This window comes from Pseudomonas sp. NPDC089395, assembly GCF_044749525.1.
Lineage (GTDB): Bacteria > Pseudomonadota > Gammaproteobacteria > Pseudomonadales > Pseudomonadaceae > Aquipseudomonas.
Window position 1 is genome coordinate 241,150 of record NZ_JBIVID010000007.1, and the last position, 18,745, is coordinate 259,894.

At 63.2% G+C, this 18,745-nt stretch carries 20 protein-coding genes; 11 read left to right on the forward strand and 9 right to left on the reverse strand.

Going from position 1 to position 18,745, the window contains the following annotated elements; translation table 11 throughout:
• Nucleotide 1 precedes the first annotated feature (1 nt).
• The 4 genes from livM (at nt 2) to ACIPZG_RS17190 (ending at nt 4,265) form a co-directional block, all read left to right on the forward strand.
• Nucleotides 2-1,303, forward strand: a complete 1,302-nt coding sequence (gene livM / locus ACIPZG_RS17175; RefSeq protein WP_400715595.1) for a high-affinity branched-chain amino acid ABC transporter permease LivM — start codon at nt 2-4, stop codon at nt 1,301-1,303.
• Nucleotides 1,300-2,175, forward strand: coding sequence for an ATP-binding cassette domain-containing protein (locus ACIPZG_RS17180; RefSeq protein ID WP_008089577.1), 876 nt, complete (start codon nt 1,300-1,302; stop codon nt 2,173-2,175). Before livM ends, ACIPZG_RS17180 begins: the two co-directional genes overlap by 4 nt.
• Nucleotides 2,172-2,888 carry an ABC transporter ATP-binding protein gene (locus ACIPZG_RS17185; protein WP_400715597.1) on the forward strand — a complete coding sequence of 239 codons (717 nt, stop codon included), beginning with the start codon at nt 2,172-2,174 and terminating at the stop codon, nt 2,886-2,888. The genes ACIPZG_RS17180 and ACIPZG_RS17185 overlap by 4 nt, the downstream gene beginning before the upstream one ends.
• Before the next feature lie 609 nt (nt 2,889-3,497).
• Nucleotides 3,498-4,265: an SDR family oxidoreductase gene (locus ACIPZG_RS17190; protein ID WP_400715732.1), complete on the forward strand. Its 768-nt coding sequence runs from the start codon at nt 3,498-3,500 to the stop codon at nt 4,263-4,265.
• A gap of 117 nt (nt 4,266-4,382) precedes the next feature.
• On the opposite strand, the gene ACIPZG_RS17195 is transcribed toward ACIPZG_RS17190, so the two are convergent.
• The 3 genes from ACIPZG_RS17195 to ACIPZG_RS17205 all read right to left on the reverse strand — a co-directional run bounded on the left by ACIPZG_RS17195 (nt 4,383) and on the right by ACIPZG_RS17205 (nt 6,819).
• Complete coding sequence (locus ACIPZG_RS17195; RefSeq protein WP_400715599.1) at nt 4,383-5,480, reverse strand: AGE family epimerase/isomerase; 1,098 nt, start codon at nt 5,478-5,480, stop codon at nt 4,383-4,385.
• 177 nt (nt 5,481-5,657) lie between these two features.
• Nucleotides 5,658-6,290 (reverse strand): HTH-type transcriptional repressor FabR, encoded by a 633-nt coding sequence (fabR, locus tag ACIPZG_RS17200; RefSeq protein WP_400715601.1) that lies wholly within the window; start codon nt 6,288-6,290, stop codon nt 5,658-5,660.
• A gap of 121 nt (nt 6,291-6,411) precedes the next feature.
• Nucleotides 6,412-6,819 (reverse strand): phage infection protein, encoded by a 408-nt coding sequence (locus ACIPZG_RS17205; RefSeq protein WP_400715603.1) that lies wholly within the window; start codon nt 6,817-6,819, stop codon nt 6,412-6,414.
• A gap of 342 nt (nt 6,820-7,161) precedes the next feature.
• Here ACIPZG_RS17205 and ACIPZG_RS17210 point away from each other — a divergent pair, with 342 nt between their 5' ends.
• Nucleotides 7,162-9,228, forward strand: coding sequence for an AsmA family protein (locus ACIPZG_RS17210; protein ID WP_400715605.1), 2,067 nt, complete (start codon nt 7,162-7,164; stop codon nt 9,226-9,228).
• A gap of 125 nt (nt 9,229-9,353) precedes the next feature.
• Here ACIPZG_RS17210 and ACIPZG_RS17215 read toward each other — a convergent pair whose 3' ends face one another.
• Nucleotides 9,354-9,884, reverse strand: a complete 531-nt coding sequence (locus ACIPZG_RS17215) for a bacterioferritin (RefSeq protein ID WP_008089584.1) — start codon at nt 9,882-9,884, stop codon at nt 9,354-9,356.
• 47 nt (nt 9,885-9,931) lie between these two features.
• Nucleotides 9,932-10,273: an osmotically-inducible lipoprotein OsmE gene (osmE, locus tag ACIPZG_RS17220; RefSeq protein ID WP_400715607.1), complete on the reverse strand. Its 342-nt coding sequence runs from the start codon at nt 10,271-10,273 to the stop codon at nt 9,932-9,934.
• Nucleotides 10,274-10,398: 125 nt separating this feature from the next.
• Between osmE and ACIPZG_RS17225 the strand changes: the two genes are divergently transcribed.
• Nucleotides 10,399-11,289: an alpha/beta fold hydrolase gene (locus tag ACIPZG_RS17225; protein WP_400715608.1), complete on the forward strand. Its 891-nt coding sequence runs from the start codon at nt 10,399-10,401 to the stop codon at nt 11,287-11,289.
• On the opposite strand, the gene ACIPZG_RS17230 is transcribed toward ACIPZG_RS17225, so the two are convergent.
• Nucleotides 11,270-12,163: a DMT family transporter gene (locus ACIPZG_RS17230; protein WP_400715609.1), complete on the reverse strand. Its 894-nt coding sequence runs from the start codon at nt 12,161-12,163 to the stop codon at nt 11,270-11,272. The two genes, ACIPZG_RS17225 and ACIPZG_RS17230, sit on opposite strands and share 20 nt — an antisense overlap.
• A 126-nt stretch (nt 12,164-12,289) precedes the next feature.
• Between ACIPZG_RS17230 and ACIPZG_RS17235 the strand changes: the two genes are divergently transcribed.
• The 3 genes from ACIPZG_RS17235 (at nt 12,290) to ACIPZG_RS17245 (ending at nt 14,504) form a co-directional block, all read left to right on the forward strand.
• Entirely contained in the window at nt 12,290-13,078 is a 789-nt protein-coding gene (locus tag ACIPZG_RS17235; protein ID WP_400715611.1) for an AraC family transcriptional regulator, read from the forward strand.
• A 63-nt stretch (nt 13,079-13,141) separates the two neighbouring features.
• Nucleotides 13,142-13,426, forward strand: coding sequence for a PsiF family protein (locus ACIPZG_RS17240; protein WP_400715613.1), 285 nt, complete (start codon nt 13,142-13,144; stop codon nt 13,424-13,426).
• A gap of 70 nt (nt 13,427-13,496) precedes the next feature.
• On the forward strand, nt 13,497-14,504 hold the full coding sequence (locus ACIPZG_RS17245; RefSeq protein ID WP_008089590.1) for an AI-2E family transporter: 1,008 nt from the start codon (nt 13,497-13,499) through the stop codon (nt 14,502-14,504).
• Between the two features lie 120 nt (nt 14,505-14,624).
• Here the strand turns inward: ACIPZG_RS17245 and ACIPZG_RS17250 are convergent, their stop codons facing one another.
• Nucleotides 14,625-15,896: an Hsp70 family protein gene (locus tag ACIPZG_RS17250; RefSeq protein WP_400640355.1), complete on the reverse strand. Its 1,272-nt coding sequence runs from the start codon at nt 15,894-15,896 to the stop codon at nt 14,625-14,627.
• A gap of 165 nt (nt 15,897-16,061) precedes the next feature.
• On the opposite strand from ACIPZG_RS17250, the gene cbpA reads away from it, so the two are divergent.
• Both cbpA and ACIPZG_RS17260 read left to right on the forward strand, forming a co-directional pair.
• Nucleotides 16,062-17,012 carry a curved DNA-binding protein gene (gene cbpA, locus ACIPZG_RS17255; RefSeq protein WP_400715615.1) on the forward strand — a complete coding sequence of 317 codons (951 nt, stop codon included), beginning with the start codon at nt 16,062-16,064 and terminating at the stop codon, nt 17,010-17,012.
• Nucleotides 17,013-17,014: 2 nt separating this feature from the next.
• Entirely contained in the window at nt 17,015-17,320 is a 306-nt protein-coding gene (locus ACIPZG_RS17260; RefSeq protein WP_400715617.1) for a chaperone modulator CbpM, read from the forward strand.
• Nucleotides 17,321-17,443: 123 nt separating this feature from the next.
• Here the strand turns inward: ACIPZG_RS17260 and ACIPZG_RS17265 are convergent, their stop codons facing one another.
• A complete protein-coding gene (locus ACIPZG_RS17265) occupies nt 17,444-17,959 on the reverse strand; it encodes a GNAT family N-acetyltransferase (RefSeq protein ID WP_400715619.1) in 516 nt (171 codons plus the stop codon).
• A gap of 32 nt (nt 17,960-17,991) precedes the next feature.
• Entirely contained in the window at nt 17,992-18,690 is a 699-nt protein-coding gene (gene urtE, locus ACIPZG_RS17270) for an urea ABC transporter ATP-binding subunit UrtE (protein ID WP_400715621.1), read from the reverse strand.
• Between the last annotated feature and the right edge of the window lie 55 nt (nt 18,691-18,745).

Consider the following 18,745-nt stretch of genomic DNA (forward strand, 5'->3'; position numbering starts at 1 on the left):
TATGTCCGTTGCCAAAACTGCCCCTGTTTCCGAAACCAATGGTTTCGATCTCAAACGCAGCTTGCTGGAGACCATCGTCGCCGGCTTGCTGGCGCTCATCGTCTTCGGCCCGGTAGTCGGCGTAGTGCTCGACGGCTACACCTTCAATGCCGAACCCCGGCGTGTCGCCTGGCTGGTCGGCGGGGTCATGATCGGGCGTTTCCTGCTCAGCCTGTACCTGCAGAGCGCACCCGGGCGGCGCATGCTCCAGGGGTTCGACAGCGGTGGCTCGGGCGTGCACGTGAATGCACCTGACTACAAGTCGCGCCTGCGCTACATCGTCCCGGCGCTGATCGTGATCGCCATCGTCTTCCCGATCTTCGCCAACAAATACCTGCTGACCGTGGTCATACTTGGCCTGATCTACGTGCTGCTGGGCCTTGGCCTGAACATCGTGGTCGGCCTGGCGGGCCTGCTCGACCTGGGTTATGTGGCGTTCTACGCCATCGGTGCCTATGGCCTGGCGCTGGGTTACCAGTACCTCGGCCTGGGCTTCTGGAGCGTGCTGCCGCTGGCGGCCATCGCGGCAGCCCTGGCGGGATGCATACTCGGCTTCCCGGTGTTGCGCATGCACGGTGACTACCTGGCGATCGTGACCCTGGGCTTTGGCGAGATCATCCGCCTGGTGCTGAACAACTGGCTGTCGTTCACCGGTGGCCCGAACGGCATGCCGGCGCCGTCGCCGACCTTCTTCGGTCTGGAGTTCGGTCGGCGGGCCAAGGACGGTGGTACGCCAATCCATGAGTTTCTCGGCATCGACTACAACGCCAACCTGAAGTTCGTGTTCATCTACGCGGTACTGTTCCTGGTCGTACTGGCGGTGCTGTACGTCAAGCACCGGCTGACCCGCATGCCGGTCGGCCGCGCCTGGGAAGCACTGCGCGAAGACGAGATCGCCTGCCGCTCGATGGGCCTGAACCACGTGCTGGTCAAGCTCTCGGCATTCACTCTGGGCGCTTCCACCGCCGGCCTTGCCGGGGTGTTCTTCGCCACCTACCAGGGCTTCGTCAACCCGTCGTCGTTCACCTTCTTCGAGTCGGCGCTGATTCTGGCCATCGTCGTGCTCGGAGGCATGGGCTCGACCGTCGGCGTGGTGATCGCGGCATTCGTGCTGACCGTGGCGCCGGAGCTGCTGCGCAGCTTCTCCGAATACCGAGTGCTGCTGTTCGGCGTGCTGATGGTGCTGATGATGATCTGGCGACCGCGTGGGCTGATCCGCATCAGCCGTACCGGTGTGACCCCGCGTAAAGGAGTGGCGCCATGAGCGACGAAATCATTCTCTCGGTCGACAACCTGATGATGCAGTTCGGTGGCATCAAGGCGCTCAGCGATGTCAGCCTCAAGGTCAAGCGCAACCAGATCTTCGCCCTGATCGGCCCCAATGGTGCCGGCAAGACCACGGTGTTCAACTGCCTCACCGGTTTCTACAAGGCCAGTGGCGGGCGAATCGAGCTGAACGTGCGCGGCAGCCATACCAACGTCATCCAGCTGCTGGGCGAGCGCTTCCAGGCCACCGACTTCGTGTCGCCGGCGAAGTTTGCCAATCGCCTGTACTACAAGATGTTCGGCGGAACCCACCTGGTGAACCGGGCAGGCCTTGCCCGGACTTTCCAGAACATTCGCCTGTTCAAGGAAATGTCGGTGGTGGAGAACCTGCTGGTGGCCCAGCACATGTGGGTCAACCGCAACCTGCTGGCCGGGGTGCTCAACACCAAGGCCTACCGCAAGGCGGAGAGCGACGCCCTGGACCACGCGTTCTACTGGCTGGAGGTGGTCGACCTGGTCGACTGCGCCAACCGCCTGGCCGGTGAGTTGTCCTATGGGCAGCAGCGCCGTCTGGAAATCGCCCGGGCCATGTGCACACGGCCGAAGATCATCTGCCTCGACGAGCCCGCCGCGGGCCTCAACCCGCAGGAGACCGAAGCGCTGAGCCGCATGATCCGCGTGCTGCGTGACGAGCACGACATCACCGTGGTGCTGATCGAACATGACATGGGCATGGTCATGAGCATCTCCGACCATATCGTCGTGCTCGACCACGGCAACGTGATCGCCGAAGGCGCGCCACAGGATATCCGCCACAACCCGACGGTGATCGCCGCCTACCTGGGTGCCGACGAAGAGGAACTGGTATGAGTGCACCCATTCTCGAACTGAAGGACCTGGACGTGTTCTACGGGCCGATCCAGGCGCTAAAGAAAGTCTCGATGCACATCAACGAGGGCGAGACAGTGAGCCTGATCGGCGCCAACGGTGCCGGCAAGTCGACGCTGCTGATGTCGATCTTCGGCCAGCCGCGTGCGGCGTCCGGGCACATCGTCTATCGCGGCACTGACATCACCCGCAAGTCGTCGCACTACATCGCTTCCAACGGCATCGCCCAGTCACCGGAAGGGCGCCGGGTGTTCCCCGACATGACCGTCGAGGAAAACCTGATGATGGGCACCATCCCCATTGGCGACAAATTTGCCAACGAGGACATGCAGCGCATGTTCGAGCTGTTTCCGCGCCTGAAGGAGCGGCGTAACCAGCGAGCCATGACCATGTCCGGTGGCGAGCAACAGATGCTCGCCATTGCCCGGGCGTTGATGAGCCGGCCCAAGTTGTTGCTGCTGGATGAGCCTTCGCTGGGGTTGGCACCGATCGTGGTCAAGCAGATCTTCGCGACCCTGCGTGAACTGGCCAAGACCGGGATGACCATCTTCCTGGTGGAGCAGAACGCCAACCATGCATTGAAGCTGTCCGACCGGGCGTATGTGATGGTCAACGGGCAGATCCGCATGACCGGCACGGGGCAGGAGTTGCTGGTGAACGAAGAGGTGCGTAGCGCTTATCTGGGCGGGCACTGAGTGTTACTTGGGGCCGCCAAGCGGCCCCAAGGTTTTGCACCCAAGCGGATGTGGACAACTTGTCGCATATCTTTCTCGAACCACACCACAAAGCCCTCGCAAGCCCTTGTTTCCACAGGCTGTATTTTTTCCACGGATAATGTGGAACCGCCTGTGGAAAACATGGTGGCACCTCGCTAAACCCCTTTGATTTCAAGGCCTGCAACAGTCTGATCATATTTTGATCAGCTTTCCTTTGTGGATGATTTTTCAAACTTTTTTTGCACAGGCCAAATATGCGGTCGAGTCTCCGCATTCCTGTGGATAACTCTGTGAGAAACCCTTGGACAGTCCGCTGCAAGCGGCATGCTTGAAAGCCTTGAGCCATCACCCGTCAGACCTGACGCGACCGCATTTTGCTGAAAGGGTTCCGCTAGGCGGACAACTTGCCCCCAATCCATGGGGAAAGGCTTGTGGATAACATGCGTATAGCTGGCGCGAGGGCCTCTGCAGCAAGGGTTCTGCGAGTATGTACAAAAAATGACCAGCTACGTTGATACCTTGCTGCCAGGCCCAAGCGAAGGCATGCTGCAAGGCCTGCCGATGACTATCCACCGCGAGGAACAGAGCATGACGTCCACCGTATTCATCACTGGCGCGACTTCCGGTTTTGGCGAAGCCACCGCCCGCCGTTTTGCCGACGCTGGCTGGAAGCTGGTGCTCACCGGGCGCCGCAAGGAACGCCTGGACGCGCTGTGCGCCGAGCTGTCGGCCAAGACCGAAGTGCATGGCCTGGTGCTCGACGTGCGCGACCGCAAGGCCATGGAACAAGCGATCGCCACTTTGCCGGCCGGCTTCGACAAGCTGCGCGGCCTGGTCAACAACGCCGGCCTGGCACTGGGCGTGGAGGCGGCGCAGAACTGCAGCCTGGATGATTGGGAGACCATGGTCGACACCAACATCAAGGGCCTGATGTACACCACCCGCCTGCTGCTGCCGCGCCTGATCGCTCACGGCCGTGGGGCGTCGATCCTCAACGTAGGTTCCGTGGCGGGCAACTACCCTTACCCGGGTAGCAACGTGTATGGCGGCACCAAGGCCTTCGTCGGTCAGTTCTCGCTGAGCCTGCGCTGTGACCTGCGTGGTACCGGTGTACGTGTGAGCAACATCGAGCCGGGGCTGTGCGAGAGCGAGTTCTCGCTGGTGCGTTTCGGCGGGGACCAGGCCAAGTACGACGCCACCTATGCCGGTGCCGAGCCGATCCAGCCGCAGGACATCGCCGAGACCATCTTCTGGATACTCAACCAGCCGGCGCACATCAACATCAACAGCCTGGAGCTGATGCCGGTGAGCCAGGACTGGGCCGGGTTCTCGATCGACCGTTCGGTCAAGGGGTGATTACAGAAACAGGGGCCGCTTTGCGGCCCATTCGCGGGACAAGCCCGCTCCCACGGGTACTCTGCTGAACCTAAGGCAGGAGAGAGCCTGTGGGAGCGGGCTTGTCCCGCGAATGCGTCAGCTCAGGCGCTGCAACCCTTCCAGGCAAGTCGCCAAGTGATAGGGCGTAGTCGAAGGCATGTCATGACGGCTCACAGCACCTGCACCATCCCGGCACTCATACCAGCCGCCTTCATGCAGGAAGCGCTGCTCCATCGCCTGCAACTGCTCAGCCAGCTTCGCTTCACTCCCCGCCCGCAACACCAGCGCCCGCAGATACTCCGCCTGCGCCCAGATCCGCTGGGTAGCATCGATCACCTTGCCATCCACATCGAGCATCGCCAGCACCGCCGCATTCTGTACCCCGCATCGCTCGGCATAGCCGAACGCACGCTCGATGGACGCATGCAGCGACGTACCCCGTAGCAGCGGCGAAGTTTCCAGCAGGTAGAACCATTCGAACTGATGGCCGGGCTCGAACCAGTTATCCACAGCACCACGTGGCTTTTCCAGCATCAGCCCATGCTGCGGTTCGACGAAGTGCGCCTGCAGCGCTTCACACAGTTGCAGAAGGTCCTGTTGCACGTCTTCGTCTTCACGCACGGCGAGCACTTGCAGGAAGGCCTCGGCCAGGTGCATTTGCGGGTTCTGCAGTGGTCCGCTGCTCAGGTCGGACCAGTCCTCGCCCAGGCTCGCCTCGTACAGGCCATCATCGCGGGCGAACTGCTCGGCGACGATCTCCAGCGCAGCATTCAGCGCCGACTCCACCAGGCTCTCGCGCACCTTGCCCCAGTAATGGGCGCAGGCGAAGACGATGAAGGCGTGGGTGTAGAGGTCCTTGCGTCGATCCAGCGGCTTGCCGTCGGCGTCGATGCTGTAGAACCAGCCACCGTTCTCGGCGTCATGGAAATGCCGCTGCAGCGAGCGGAACAGCGCCGTCGCGCGCTCGGCGGCGCCCGGTTGCTCGATACGGCTGCTGAACAGGTACAGCTGACGCGCACAGGCCATGGCCCGGTAGCGCTGGACCGGCAGCGGGCGGTGCTGGGCGTCCAGGGCTTCATAGGGCAGGGCCAGGTCGGCATTCCAGCCCGGGCCTTGCCACAGCGGCACGATACGTTCGGCGAAGTGCTGGTTGAAGCGGGCCAGTTCGGGCAGGGTGGGGCGGGGGTTGGGCATGTGGGCGCTCGTCGCTGTCGGGCAGGGCGCCATGGTAGCAGAAGTGCGATTGTCGGTTGTCTGTGCCGGCCTCTTCGCGGGACAAGCCCGCTCCCACAAACTCAATGTGCAGTTAAGACCTGAGAGGTACTTGTGGGAGCGGGCTTGCCCCGCGAAGAGGCCAGTACGGCCAGCAGATCAACCAGGGTTGCCCAGCCCTTGCCAATGCCGCGCGCCGACGAAGATGAAGCGCAATTGCTGGGTGATCTTCTCCTGCGCCGTCAACGCCTGTGGATAACCTTGCTCAGGGCTGTCGATCAACTCGGGCAGGGTGGCGAACACGGTCTTGACCACCAGGTCGGCCATCACCGCCAAAGCGGCGCTGTCCAGGTGTTGCCAGCGCTTCATGCGCGCAAGGTCGGTGGAGAGGTCGTTACTGATGTCCTGGCGCAGGCGGGCAATGGCTTGGCGGACCGCTTGCGAGCCACCGTACTGCTCGCGGGCGAGGAACAGGAACTGCGCGCGGTGGGCCGCTACCACGTCGAGAAAGATCCGCACCGAAGCGTCGGTGATACCGCCGAGTTCGAATTCGTTCTGGCGTACCAGGCGGATGGTCTGGCGAAAGGTGGTATCGACTTCGGCGACCAGGGCAAGGCCCAGGGCGTCCATGTCGGTGAAATGCCGGTAGAAGCCAGTGGGGACGATACCTGCCGCCCTGGCGACTTCTCGCAGGCTGATGCTGCCGAAGCCGCGACCACTCTCCATGAGCTGGCAGGCAGCATCGAGCAGGGCCTGGCGGGTCTGTTGCTTTTGTTCGGCGCGCGGCAGCATGGCAGGAATTCTGAGACGGTGAGGCTGGGCACTCTAGATAAAAAAACGAAGCCCGGTCAATGGACCGGGCTGGGAGGGGAGCAGGCACTGTGATGCAGGTTGTAGTTTTCGGCCATGGTGATCAGCTCACACGGCTGATTTCAACCAGACGGTCCGAGCCACCTTCGGCGACGCGGCCGGCGCGTTCGATCAGACGGTCCGAGCCACCTTCGGCTACACGGCCACTACGTTCGATCAGACGGTCCGAGCCACCCTCAGCAACGCGGCCACTGCGTTCGATCAGGCGGTCCGAACCACCTTCAGCGACACGGCCACTGCGTTCGATCAGGCGGTCCGAGCCACCTTCGGCGACGCGGCCACTGCGTTCGATCAGGCGATCCGAACCACCTTCGGCAACCGTTTTCAGCGGTTGGGCAACTTCAGCGGCGCTGGAACGCGATTCGGCGGTCAGGTGCTGGTCGGCGGCTGGGACGGCAAAGGCGTTGGCAGCCAGGATGGACAGGGTCAGGGTCAGCAGGTGGCGTTTCATGATGGCGGTGCTCCTCGGTGGGGCTGGAAAGTGGGTACGAAGCCAATGCTACGCCGGGGAGCGCCAGAGAGAAGTTCATACGGGTAATGGTAACAATCGACCGCATTGATAGAGATTCTCAAGTGCTCTATTACGCGCGTTTCGAAGCGGTTGATGGCTATTGGCCGGTAGCTTTGTCGGGCCCTTCGCCAGCCTTTCCAAGACCATTAGATGAGCAAGAAGCAGGGAAAAACTTCGCTATCATGCACGCCACCGATAAAACCCCGCGGGTTTTCATCAGTCCGAGATATTGAGTGCCATCACTGCGCCCGTTTCGTGCCATGTCGTCAGGAGAACTACGCAATGACGCGTCCTGCCAGAATCATCGTCTGGACCCTCACCACCCTGCTGACCCTGTTGGCGATACTGGTGGTGGTGATTGCCACCTTCGACTGGAACCGCGTCAAGCCGCTGCTCAACGAGAAGGTCTCAGAGGCCCTGCAGCGGCCTTTCGCCATCAACGGCAACCTTGCCGTGCACTGGCGCATCGAACCCGAAGAGGGTGGCTGGCGCGGCTGGGTGCCCTTGCCGCACTTCATTGCCGAAGACCTGACCTTGGGCAACCCCGACTGGCTCAAGGAACCGCGAATGGCCAGCCTGGAGCGCGTCGAGTTCCGCCTGGCAATGGTGCCATTGTTGTTCCAGCAGATCGTCATCCCGCGCATCGATCTGGTCAAACCCACAGCCAGTCTTACCCGCCTGGCCGATGGCCGGGCCAACTGGACGTTCGATTTCGGGCCCAAGGACGAGCATGCAGAACCCTCCAACTGGCAGCTGGACATCGGCGCCATCGGTTTCGACCAAGGTAATGTCAGCTTCGACGACCAGACCCTGAAGACCAGCATGAAGGTGCAGATCGACCCCCTGGGCAAGCCGATCCCGTTCAGCGATATCGTCGGCAAGGCCCGTGCGGAAAAAGCCGCTGGCGCCCAGGACTACGCCTTTGGGCTCAAGGCCCAAGGCCGCTACAAGGGCCAGCCCGTGTCCGGGACGGGCAAGATCGGCGGCCTGCTCGCGCTGCAGGATGCCAGCCAGCCGTTCCCACTGCAGGGCGATGTGCGTATTGGTGACACCCACGTGGTAGTGGCCGGCACCCTGACCGACCCGCGCAACCTGGGCGCCCTGGACCTGCGCCTGCGCCTGGCAGGCGCCAGCCTGGGCAACCTGTACCCGCTGACGGGCGTAACCCTGCCAGATACCCCGCCCTACAACACTGATGGCCACCTCACGGCCAACCTGCGTGCTGCCGAGGGGGCAACCTTCAATTACCAGGGTTTCAACGGCAAGATCGGTAACAGTGACATCCATGGCGACCTGGCCTTCGTCGCCAGCCAGCCACGGCCCAAGCTGACGGGCAAGCTGGTTTCCAACCAACTGCTGTTCAAGGACCTGGCGCCGCTGATCGGTGCCGATTCGAACGCCGAACAGAAGGCCCGTGGCGGCGCCAGCAAACAGCCTGCGGGCAAGGTGCTGCCGGTAGAGGAGTTCCGCACCGAACGCTGGCGCGCCATGGATGCCGATGTCACCTTCGCCGGCAAACGTATCGTCCACAGCGAACAGCTGCCGTTCAATGACTTGTCGGCCCATGTGATCCTCGAAGACGGCCTGTTGCGCCTGGAGCCGCTGCGTTTTGGTGTGGCAGGCGGCAACCTGGCCTCCAACATTCGTCTGGACGGGCGCAGCGTGCCCCTGCAGGGCCGGGCCCAGCTGACCGCGCGCGACATGAAGCTCAAGCAGCTGTTCCCAAGCTTCGCGCCCATGCAAACCAGCTTTGGCGAGCTTAACGGCGATGCCGACATCAGCGGTCGGGGTAATTCGGTGGCGGCGTTGCTGGGTACGGCCAATGGCGACCTGCGCATGCTGATCAACGATGGGGCGATCAGCCGCAGCCTGATGGAGATCGCCGGGCTCAACGTCGGCAACTATGTGATCGGCAAGCTGTTTGGTGACGAGGACGTGAAGATCAATTGCGCGGCGGCGGATGTCGGGATCAAGGATGGGCTGGCGACCACGCGCTTGTTCATCTTCGATACCGAGAACGCGATCATCTACATCAATGGCACGGCCAATTTCGCCAGTGAACAGCTGGACCTGAAGATCACCCCTGAGTCCAAGGGCGTGCGGCTGTTCTCGCTGCGTTCGCCGCTGTATGTGCGCGGGCCGTTCGCCAAGCCCAGTGCGGGTGTGCAGGCGGTGCCGCTGGCCTTGCGCGGTGCGGGGATGGTGGCGCTGGGGGTGCTCGCGGGGCCGGCGGCGGGGCTGTTGGCGCTGGTGGCGCCGAGCAGTGGTGATGAGCCTAATCAGTGCACGCCTTTGCTGCAGCAGATGAAGGCCGGCAAAGCGCCGGCTGCGGTGAAAGGGAAGAAATAGGGGCCGCTTTGCGGCCCAATCGCCGGCAAGCCGGCTCCCACAGGTACAGCACAGGCTTCGAAAGCTGTGGAGTACCTGTGGGAGCCGGCTTGCCGGCGATTGGGCTGCAACGCAGCCCCTCGCGATTACAACCCCTGCAACAAGTCGGACATATCGTCCGCGTGCTCTTCTTCCTGCGCCAGAATGTCTTCGAAGATCCGCCGCGTAGTCGGGTCGGTATCCCCGATGAACTGAATGATCTCCCGGTAGCTGTCAATCGCGATGCGCTCGGCCACCAGGTCTTCCAGCACCATCTCCTTCAGCGAACTGCCCGCCACATACTGAGCATGGGAATTCTTGGTCAGGTTGTCCGGATTGAAGTCCGGCTCTCCCCCAAGCTGCACGATGCGTTCAGCCAGCTTGTCGGCGTGTTCGGCTTCCTGGGTGGCATGCTCGAGAAACTCTTCAGCCGCGACGCTCGCCTTGATCCCGCTGGCCATGAAGTAGTGGCGCTTGTAGCGCAGCACGCAGACCAGCTCGGTGGCCAGCGACTCGTTGAGCAGGCGCAGGATCTTTTCGCGATCAGCCTGATAGCCCTCGGTCACCGCGCCTTGTTCCACATGCTCGCGCGCACGCTTGCGCAGGGTTTGCACATCGGTCAGTTCAACGTTGCTCATGGTTGTCTCCAATCAGATCAGGACGGTGGGTCAAGGTGTGGGCAGGCTCACGCGCCTCTTACGGCGTCGCTGTCCTCTTCTCGTTGCTTGCAAGTCTTGAAGCCCTTGGCATCGACATGGCCGGTGGCGTCGAAACGCACGTAGTAAGGCTGCTGGTGGCCGTCGTGGTTGAGGATGTAGTCGTTGCAGGTGCCCCCGTGCGGCAAGTCGATCACGTTGGATGGGCTGCCGCCGATGGCAATGACTTTCTGCATGGTCATGCCCTTTTCCACCTGCTTGACCAGCGGCTCGTCGTGGTAGGTGGCGTAGTCCACCGGGTTCTCCGGGTGGCTGCCGCAGGCGGCCAGGGTTGCGCTTGCCAAAAGGATTGCCAGGGTCTGCTTGTACATGGTCCCGCTCCTTGCACAGGGTCTGTTCTGGTTTGGAACCGCAGCGCGCGCCAGGAGTTCGATTGCGATGGTCATCGCGGCCGCTGTAGTGTGGGCCGATCGTCCACGGAAAAGGGGCAGGGGCAATGGGGCAGGAGTTGGCCACGCGATACCCGCTGGTGCTGGTGCCGGGCATGCTCGGCTTCGTCAGGGTGCTGCTCTACCCCTACTGGTTCGGCATCGTGCCGGCCTTGCGCAAGGGCGGGGCGCAGGTGTTTCCCGTGCAGGTTTCGCCGTTGCATTCGAGTGAGGTGCGCGGCGAGCAGTTGCTGGCGATCATCGAGGACATCTGCCAGCGCGCCGGCACCGACAAGGTCAATCTGATCGGCCATAGCCAGGGCGCCTTGGATGCCCGCTACGCCGCTGCCAAACGGCCTGATCGGATAGCCTCGGTCACCTCGGTGGCAGGGCCTAACCACGGCTCTGAACTGGCCGATCATCTGGAGCGCACAGCACCCGGCGACTCAGCCCAGGGACGCTTGCTCAAAGCCGTGTTGCACGGTTTGGCGGTGCTGTTGGTATGGCTTGAAACCGGCTGGCGCCGCGACCCGCTGCCGATCGATGTGCACGCCTCGCATCAATCCCTGACCAGCGCCGGGGTGGCGCTGTTCAACCAGGCTTATCCACAAGGCTTGCCCGACACCTGGGGCGGTGAAGGGCCGGGCGAGGTGAATGGCGTGCGCTATTACTCCTGGTCGGGCACCCTGCAGCCAGGGCTTACCGACCAGGGGCGCAACCGCTTCGATGGCAGCAACCGCTTCTGCCGTCTGTTCGCGCGCAGCTTCGTCAAGGAGAAGGGCCACTGCGACGGCATGGTCGGTCGCTTCAGTTCACACCTGGGGCAGGTGATCGGTGATGACTACCCGCTCGACCACCTGGACATCGTCAACCAGTCGCTCGGCGCCGTGGGCAAGGGCGCCGAGCCGGTGCGCCTGTTCACCGAGCACGCTGCTCGGCTCAAGGCTGCGGGGCTGTAGCTGCACGGCGCACGGGGGTAGTCCAGCGTTCGGCGAGGACCACGCCGGCCAGGGTCAGCAGGCCGCCGATCAGGTGGTAGCTGGCCAGTTGTTCGTCGAGTACGCCGGCGGCGATCAGCGCGGTCACCACCGGCAGCAAGTTGAAGAACAGCGTGGTGCGGCTGGGGCCAAGGCGGTGTACGGCCTGCATCCACACCAGCGGTGCGACCATCGAGGCCAGCACGCAGGCATACAGCACCAGGCCGACGTTGTGGGCATTCAGCCCGGTCTTGTCCGAAACCAGGAACAGCGGCAGCAACACGATGATTGCCACCAGCACCTGCAGGTACAGCAACTGCAAGGGCGGCAGGCGTAGCTGCCATTTCTTCAGCAGGAAGCTGTACAGCGCGTAAGCCAGGGTGGCCACCAGCATCAACAGGTCGCCGCTGTTCAGGCCCTGTTCGAGCAGGGCGCCGGGGTGGCCGGCGCTGACCACTTCGAGCACCCCATAGAACGACACCAGGGCACCGAGCAAGGCGCCATAGCTCAGACGCTGGCCCAGCCAGGCGATGGACAGCGCCAGCGACATCAACGGCATCAGCGACAGGATGATGCCCATGTTGGTGGCGCTGGTAATGCTTGCGGCGAAGTACGCCAGGCTCTGGTAGATGGCCATGCCCAGCACGCCGAGGACGAACACCTTGCCCAGATGCGGGCGGATGGCTGCGCGGTTGCGCCACACCGCAGGCAGCAGGAACGGGGTGAACAGCAGGCCGGCGAGCAGCCAGCGGTAGAAGCCGATTTCGGCGGGGTGGATGGCACCGGCGGACAGCTTGGTAACTACGGTGTTGCCGGCCCAGATCAGGATGGCGGTGAGGGGGAACAGGTAATTCATACAGCTGTGATTCTCTGAGATGTTGCGAAAGGGCCGCCCAGCGGTCCCCGATAGGCGCCTATTATCCGCTGTCCGTTCGCAAGCCTATACTCCTATCCAGACAACCTGCCCCTGCAAGCAGACACCATGGCCCGCAAATACCTCGACATCCCCCAGTTCGACCAGCTCCCGGCGCCGGTGTACTTCCGTCACGACGAATTTGGCGCCGATACCCACAGCGCCCCGCATCGCCACGCCTGGGGCCAGCTCAACTACACCGCCCACGGCGTCATGCATCTGGACGTCGATGGTCAGCGCTTTCTTTCACCTCCGCACTATGCGGTCTGGGTGCCGCCGGGCACCGAGCATGGCTGCTACAACCCCCAGGCCATCGTCTACCGCTCGGTCTATCTGGACCGCAGCCTTTGCGCCGACTTGCCGCAACAGCCTTGCAGCCTGGTGATCAGCGACATCCTCAAGGCCATCCTCAGCGACTTCGCCCGGCGCGATCTCAAGGTGGCGCAGGATGAACGGGACCAGCGCCTGGTCCAGGTGCTGCTCGACCAACTGCTGCTGGCGCCGACCCAGACCTGCTACCTGCCGTTTGCCCGCAGCGATGGTTTGCGCCAGGTGCTCGACGCCCTCGGCGGTGAACCCGGTGACAACCGCCCGTTGGCAGAGTGGGCAGCGCAGGTACATGTCAGCGAGCGCACCCTGGCGCGCCAGTTCCTGCGGGAGCTGGGCATCAGCTTTGGTGAATGGCGCCTGCGCCTGCGTTTCTTGCGCGCCATCGAAGCCCTGGAGGCCGGCCAACCGATTCAGGCGATCGCCTTCGACTTGGGCTATAGCAGTGCCTCGGCCTTCATCGCCATGTTCCAGCGCCAGGCCCAGTGCACGCCGGAACAGTACCGCCGCCAGGCACGGGCGGGCGTGTAAAAATTCTTGTCTACACTGATCTGCACCACCGTGCATCGGGCGCGGAGAAAAGGAGATCGCTCCATGAAGATGCTGCAAATGCCGTTGCTGGTGTTGGCTGTGTTGTTCAGTGCGCAAGGATTCGCCGCCACCGCACAACAGGAAAAGATGACCTCGTGCAATGCCGACGCCTCTGCCAAGGCGCTCAAGGGCGATGAGCGCAAGGCGTTCATGAGCAACTGCCTGAAGAAGGACGTTCCGACTGCCCAGCAGGAAAAGATGAAGACCTGCAACGCTGACGCCACCACCAAGGCCCTGAAGGGCGACGCGCGCAAAGCCTTCATGAGCGACTGCCTGAAGAAGAAATGACCTGCGCCTATGCCTCTGGCTTCAAGGCTGGCAGACTGCGGGTCTTTCCGCTGTCTGCCGTCGAGGCTGTATGACCTTCACCCCCCGCCAGATCACCCTTGCCAGCCTGATCATCGTGATGGCCGGGTTGCTCCTGGCCCTGCCCCTGAAGTTGCTGCCTAGCCTGCTGGCCGGCCTGCTGGTGTTCGAACTGGTCAACATGCTCACGCCACGGCTACAACCGCTGATCGCCGGCCAGCGCGCGCGCTGGCTGGCGGTGGCGCTGCTCGGCACATTGGTGGTCAGTACCCTGACGCTGCTGATCGCCGGCGCGTTCAGTTTCCTGCTGCACGAGGCGGAAAACCCCGGCGCCTCGCTGGACAAGTTCATGGGCCTGGTCGAGCGTGCCCGTGGCCAGTTGCCGCCGTTCATCGAGGCCTACCTGCCGGCCAGCGCCGCCGAGTTCAAGGTGGCCATCGGTGACTGGATCAAGAGCCACCTGAGCGATCTGCAACTGGTCGGCAAGGGCATGGCGCACATGTTCGTGACCCTGCTGATCGGCATGATCCTGGGCGCCATCATCGCCCTGCAGCGCATCCCTGACATTTCCCGGCGCAAGCCACTGGCGGCCGCGCTGTTCGAACGGCTGAGCCTGCTGGTGCAGGCGTTTCGCAACATCGTGTTCGCGCAGATCAAGATCTCGCTGCTCAATACCGCCTTCACCGGTATCTTCCTGGCCGTGGTGATGCCCATGTTCGGGGTGCACCTGCCGCTGACCAAGACGCTGATCGTGCTGACCTTCCTGCTGGGGCTGTTGCCGGTGATCGGCAACCTGATGTCCAACACCCTGATCACCATCGTCGGTCTTTCGCTGTCGATCTGGGTGGCGGCGGCGGCGCTGGGGTATCTGATCGTCATCCACAAGGTCGAGTATTTCCTCAACGCGCGGATCGTCGGTGGGCAGATCAGTGCCAAGGCGTGGGAGCTGTTGCTGGCGATGCTGGTGTTCGAGGCGGCGTTCGGGCTGCCGGGGGTGGTGGCGGGGCCGATCTATTACGCCTACCTGAAGAGTGAGCTGAAGCGGGCGGAGCTGGTTTGACGAATGCTGGGGCCGCTTTGCGGCCCTTTCGCGACACAAGGCCGCTCCTACACCAGTACGCGGTCGTCTGTAGGAGCGGCCTTGTGTCGCGAAAGGGCTGCAAAGCAGCCCCAAAATGGATCAGGCCGCCCCGTAACGCTTGCGCGCCTCGATCGCCAAGCCGCTACCAATGCTGCCAAAGATGTTGCCTTCCACATGCCGCGCATTGGGCAGCATCGCCGCCACGCTGTTGCGCAGCGCCGGAATACCGCTGGAACCGCCGGTGAAGAACACCGTATCCACCTGCCCTTCGCTCACGCCGGCCTTGGCCAGCAGCTCGGTCACGCTGCCGCGCACGCGCTCCAGCAGCCCCTCGATGGCCCCTTCGAACACCGCACGGGTCAGGTCCACGCCCAGCTCGCGCTCGACACGGCCCAGGTCGACGCGGCGGCTCTGCTGGTCGGTCAGCTCGATCTTGCTGGCCTCCACTTCCATCGCCAACCAGTGCCCGGCGCGCTGCTCGATCAGCTTGAACAGGCGGTCGATGCCGAGGGTGTCCTCGATGTCGTAGCGCATGCTGCCCAGCGCCAGCTGCGACTTCTGCGAGTACAGGGCGTTGATGGTGTGCCAGGTGGCCAGGTTGAGGTGATAGCTGGTGGGCATCAGCGCGCCGCTCTTCATCCGGCTGCCATAGCCGAACAGCGGCATCACGCCCTGCAGGCTCAGCTGCTTGTCGAAGTCGGTACCGCCGATGTGCACGCCGCCGGTGGCGAGGATGTCGCTCTGGCGCTCGGCCACCTGGTGGCGCTCGGGCGACAGGCGGATCAGGGTAAAGTCCGAGGTACCACCGCCGATATCGACGATGAGCACCAGCTCTTCACGGCTGATGCCCGACTCGTAGTCGAACGCTGCGGCAATGGGTTCGTACTGGAACGACACGTCCTTGAAGCCGATCTTGCGCGCCACGTCGGCCAGGGTGTCCTCGGCCTCCTGGTCGGCGGCCGGGTCTTCGTCGACGAAGAATACCGGGCGACCCAGCACCACCTGATCGAATTCGCGGCCGGCATCGGCCTCGGCGCGCTTTTTCAGCTCGCCGATGAACATGCCCAGCAGGTCCTTGAATGGCAGGGCGCTGCCCAGCACGCTGGTGTCGTGCTTGATCAGCTTCGACCCGAGCAGGCTCTTGAGCGAGCGCATCAGGCGGCCTTCGTAGCCTTCCAGGTACTCGTGCAGCGCCAGGCGGCCATACACCGGGCGTCGCTCTTCGATATTGAAGAAGACCACCGAGGGCAAGGTGATCTTGCCGTCTTCCAGGGCGATCAGCGACTCGCTGCCAGGGCGGTGCCAGCCGACCGTGGAGTTGGAGGTGCCGAAGTCGATGCCAAGGGCGCGGGCCGGGGATACGTCAGACATGGGGAAACAGGCTTCCGGAGGCAAAACGGCCGCGCAGTTTATGCCAGTTGGCCAGAGAATCAAGACCGGTCGTCTGCCTTGCAGCAACGCCAAGCGCACCTTGAAAGGCTATGCTTGACCCCTATCTTCAGTTGCAACACGCAATTTCACATTGGTGATCCACAGATGGACTTCAAAGACTATTACAAGATACTCGGCGTAGAGCCCACGGCGGACGACAAGGCGATCAAGGCCGCGTACCGCAAGCTGGCGCGTAAGTATCACCCGGATGTCAGCAAGGAGCGGGACGCCGAGGAGAAATTCAAGGAGGCCAACGAGGCCTACGAGGTGCTCGGCGATGCCCAGAAGCGCGCCGAGTTCGACGAGATCCGCAAATACGGCGGTCAGCACGGGCGGCCCTTCCAGGCACCGCCGGGCTGGGAAAGCCGTGGCGGTGGCGGCGGCTTCGAAGGCGGTGACTTCTCCGACTTCTTCAGCTCGATCTTCGGCGCCCGCGGCGGCAGCCCGTTCGGCGGCGCCCGCCAACAACGCAGCGCCGGCAGGCGAGGGCAGGACGTGGAACTGGAACTGGCGATCTTCCTTGAAGAAACCCTGAGCAAGGAATCCAAGCAGATCAGCTTCCAGGTGCCGCAGACCAACGCCGCCGGTCAGCGCACCGGGTTCACCACCAAGACCCTGAACGTGAAGATTCCAGCCGGGGTAACCGATGGCGAGCGCATCCGCCTCAAGGGCCAGGGTGCGCCGGGCGTGGGCGGCGGGGCCAATGGCGACCTGTTTTTGACCGTGCGCCTGGCACCGCACCCGCTGTTCGATGTCGAAGGTCATGACCTGATCATCACCGTGCCGTTGGCACCGTGGGAGGCCGCGTTGGGCACCAAGGTGGCGGTGCCGACCCTGACCGGCAAGATCAACCTGACCATCCGCCCCGACAGCCAGAGCGGCCAGCGCCTGCGTGTTCCGGGCATGGGCCTGGCGAACAAGCAGGGCGAGCGCGGCAACCTCTACGCCCAGCTCAAGGTGGTCATGCCGCCGACATCCGACGCTTCTGCCCGCGAACTGTGGACCCAGCTCTCCGAAAAGGCTGCGTTCGATCCGAGGAAACAATGGAGTAAGTGATCATGAGCAGCACCCTGATCGTTCAACTGGACATGCGCACCCTTTGCCAGGAGGCCGATATCACGGCCGACTTCGTGGTCGAGATCGTCGAGCACGGCATCGTTGAACCTTCGGGGCGAACGCCGGAGGAGTGGTTGTTCGACGATCAGGCGCCGATCTTGGCCAAGCGCGCAGTGAAGCTGCACCAGGAGCTTGAGCTGGAATGGGAAGGGGTGGCGCTGGCGTTGGAGCTGTTGCAGGAAGTGCAGCAGTTGCGCAGTGAGAACAGCATGCTGAGACAGCGGTTGGGGCGGTTTACCCAGATGTGAATGTGTTTGCCTGTGCCGGCCTCTTCGCGGGACAAGCCCGCTCCCACAGGTACACCTCAGGTTTTGAGAACTGGGGTGCACCTGTGGGAGCGGGCTTGTCCCGCGAAGAGGCCGGCACAGGTATCAAGCTGGCTCGGCTCCAGGATTCAACACCAACTGCATGAAGGTCAAATCCAGCCACCGCCCGAACTTCACCCCCACCTGCGGCATCTGCCCGGTCACCACAAAGCCCAATCGCTCATGCAGGCGCACCGACCCCACGTTGCCGCTTTCGATCGCCGCCACCATCACATGCTTGCCACACGTGCGCGCACGCTCGATCAGCACCGCCATCAGCACCGGCCCCAGGCCTTTGCCACGCTGGTCGCCACGGATATACACCGAGTGCTCCACGGTGTGGCGAAACCCCTCGAACGGCCGCCAGTCGCCAAACGAGGCATAACCCAGCACCCCCGTTTCATCCACCGCCACCAGGATCGGATAACCCTGCAGTGCCCGCGCCTCGAACCAGGCCTGGCGGTTGGCCAGGTCCACCGGCGTTTCGTTCCAGATCGCCGTCGTGTTGCGCACCGCGTCGTTGTAGATCTCAAGGATGCCCGGTATGTCGGTGGCCAGGGCGTCACGGATTTCGTGGCTCATGTGCAGCGTCTCGCAAGGTCGATGGCAGCAGATTAAATGGTTACCAGCCCCCGCACACCCTCGGCCTGCATGTTTTCACCGCGCCCGCGCTGGACGATCTCGCCACGGGCCATGACCAGGTATTGGTCGGCCAGAGCCTCGGCGAAGTCGTAGAACTGCTCCACCAGCAGGATGGCCATGTCGCCACGTTCGGCCAGGCGTTGGATGACCGCGCCGATTTCCTTGATCACCGAAGGCTGGATGCCTTCGGTCGGTTCGTCGAGGATCAGCAGCCGTGGGCGGCTGGCCAGGGCGCGGCCGATGGCCAGCTGTTGCTGCTGGCCGCCGGACAGGTCGCCCCCGCGGCGTTGCTTCATCTGTTCCAGGACCGGGAACAGTTCGTAGATGAACGTTGGCACTTCGCGTGCCTCGCGGGCAGGGAAGCGCGACAGGCCCATCAGCAGGTTTTCCTCGACGGTGAGGCGCGGGAAGATCTCGCGGCCCTGGGGGACGTAGGCGATGCCGGCCTGGACCCGCTGTTGCGGCTTGAGCGTGGTGATCGGCTTGCCTTCCCATTCGATGCTGCCTTCGCGCGTTGGCACCAGGCCCATCAGGCAGCGCAGCAAGGTGGTCTTGCCCACGCCGTTGCGCCCGAGCAGGCAGGTGACTTCGCCGACCTTGGCCTCGAAGGACAGGCCGCGCAGGATGTGGCTGCCGCCGTAGTATTGGTGCAGGGTGTCGATTTTCAGCATGTGAGAGTTCCTGAAGTTGTTGCTGTGGCTGCACCGGCCTCATCGACTGCAAGCC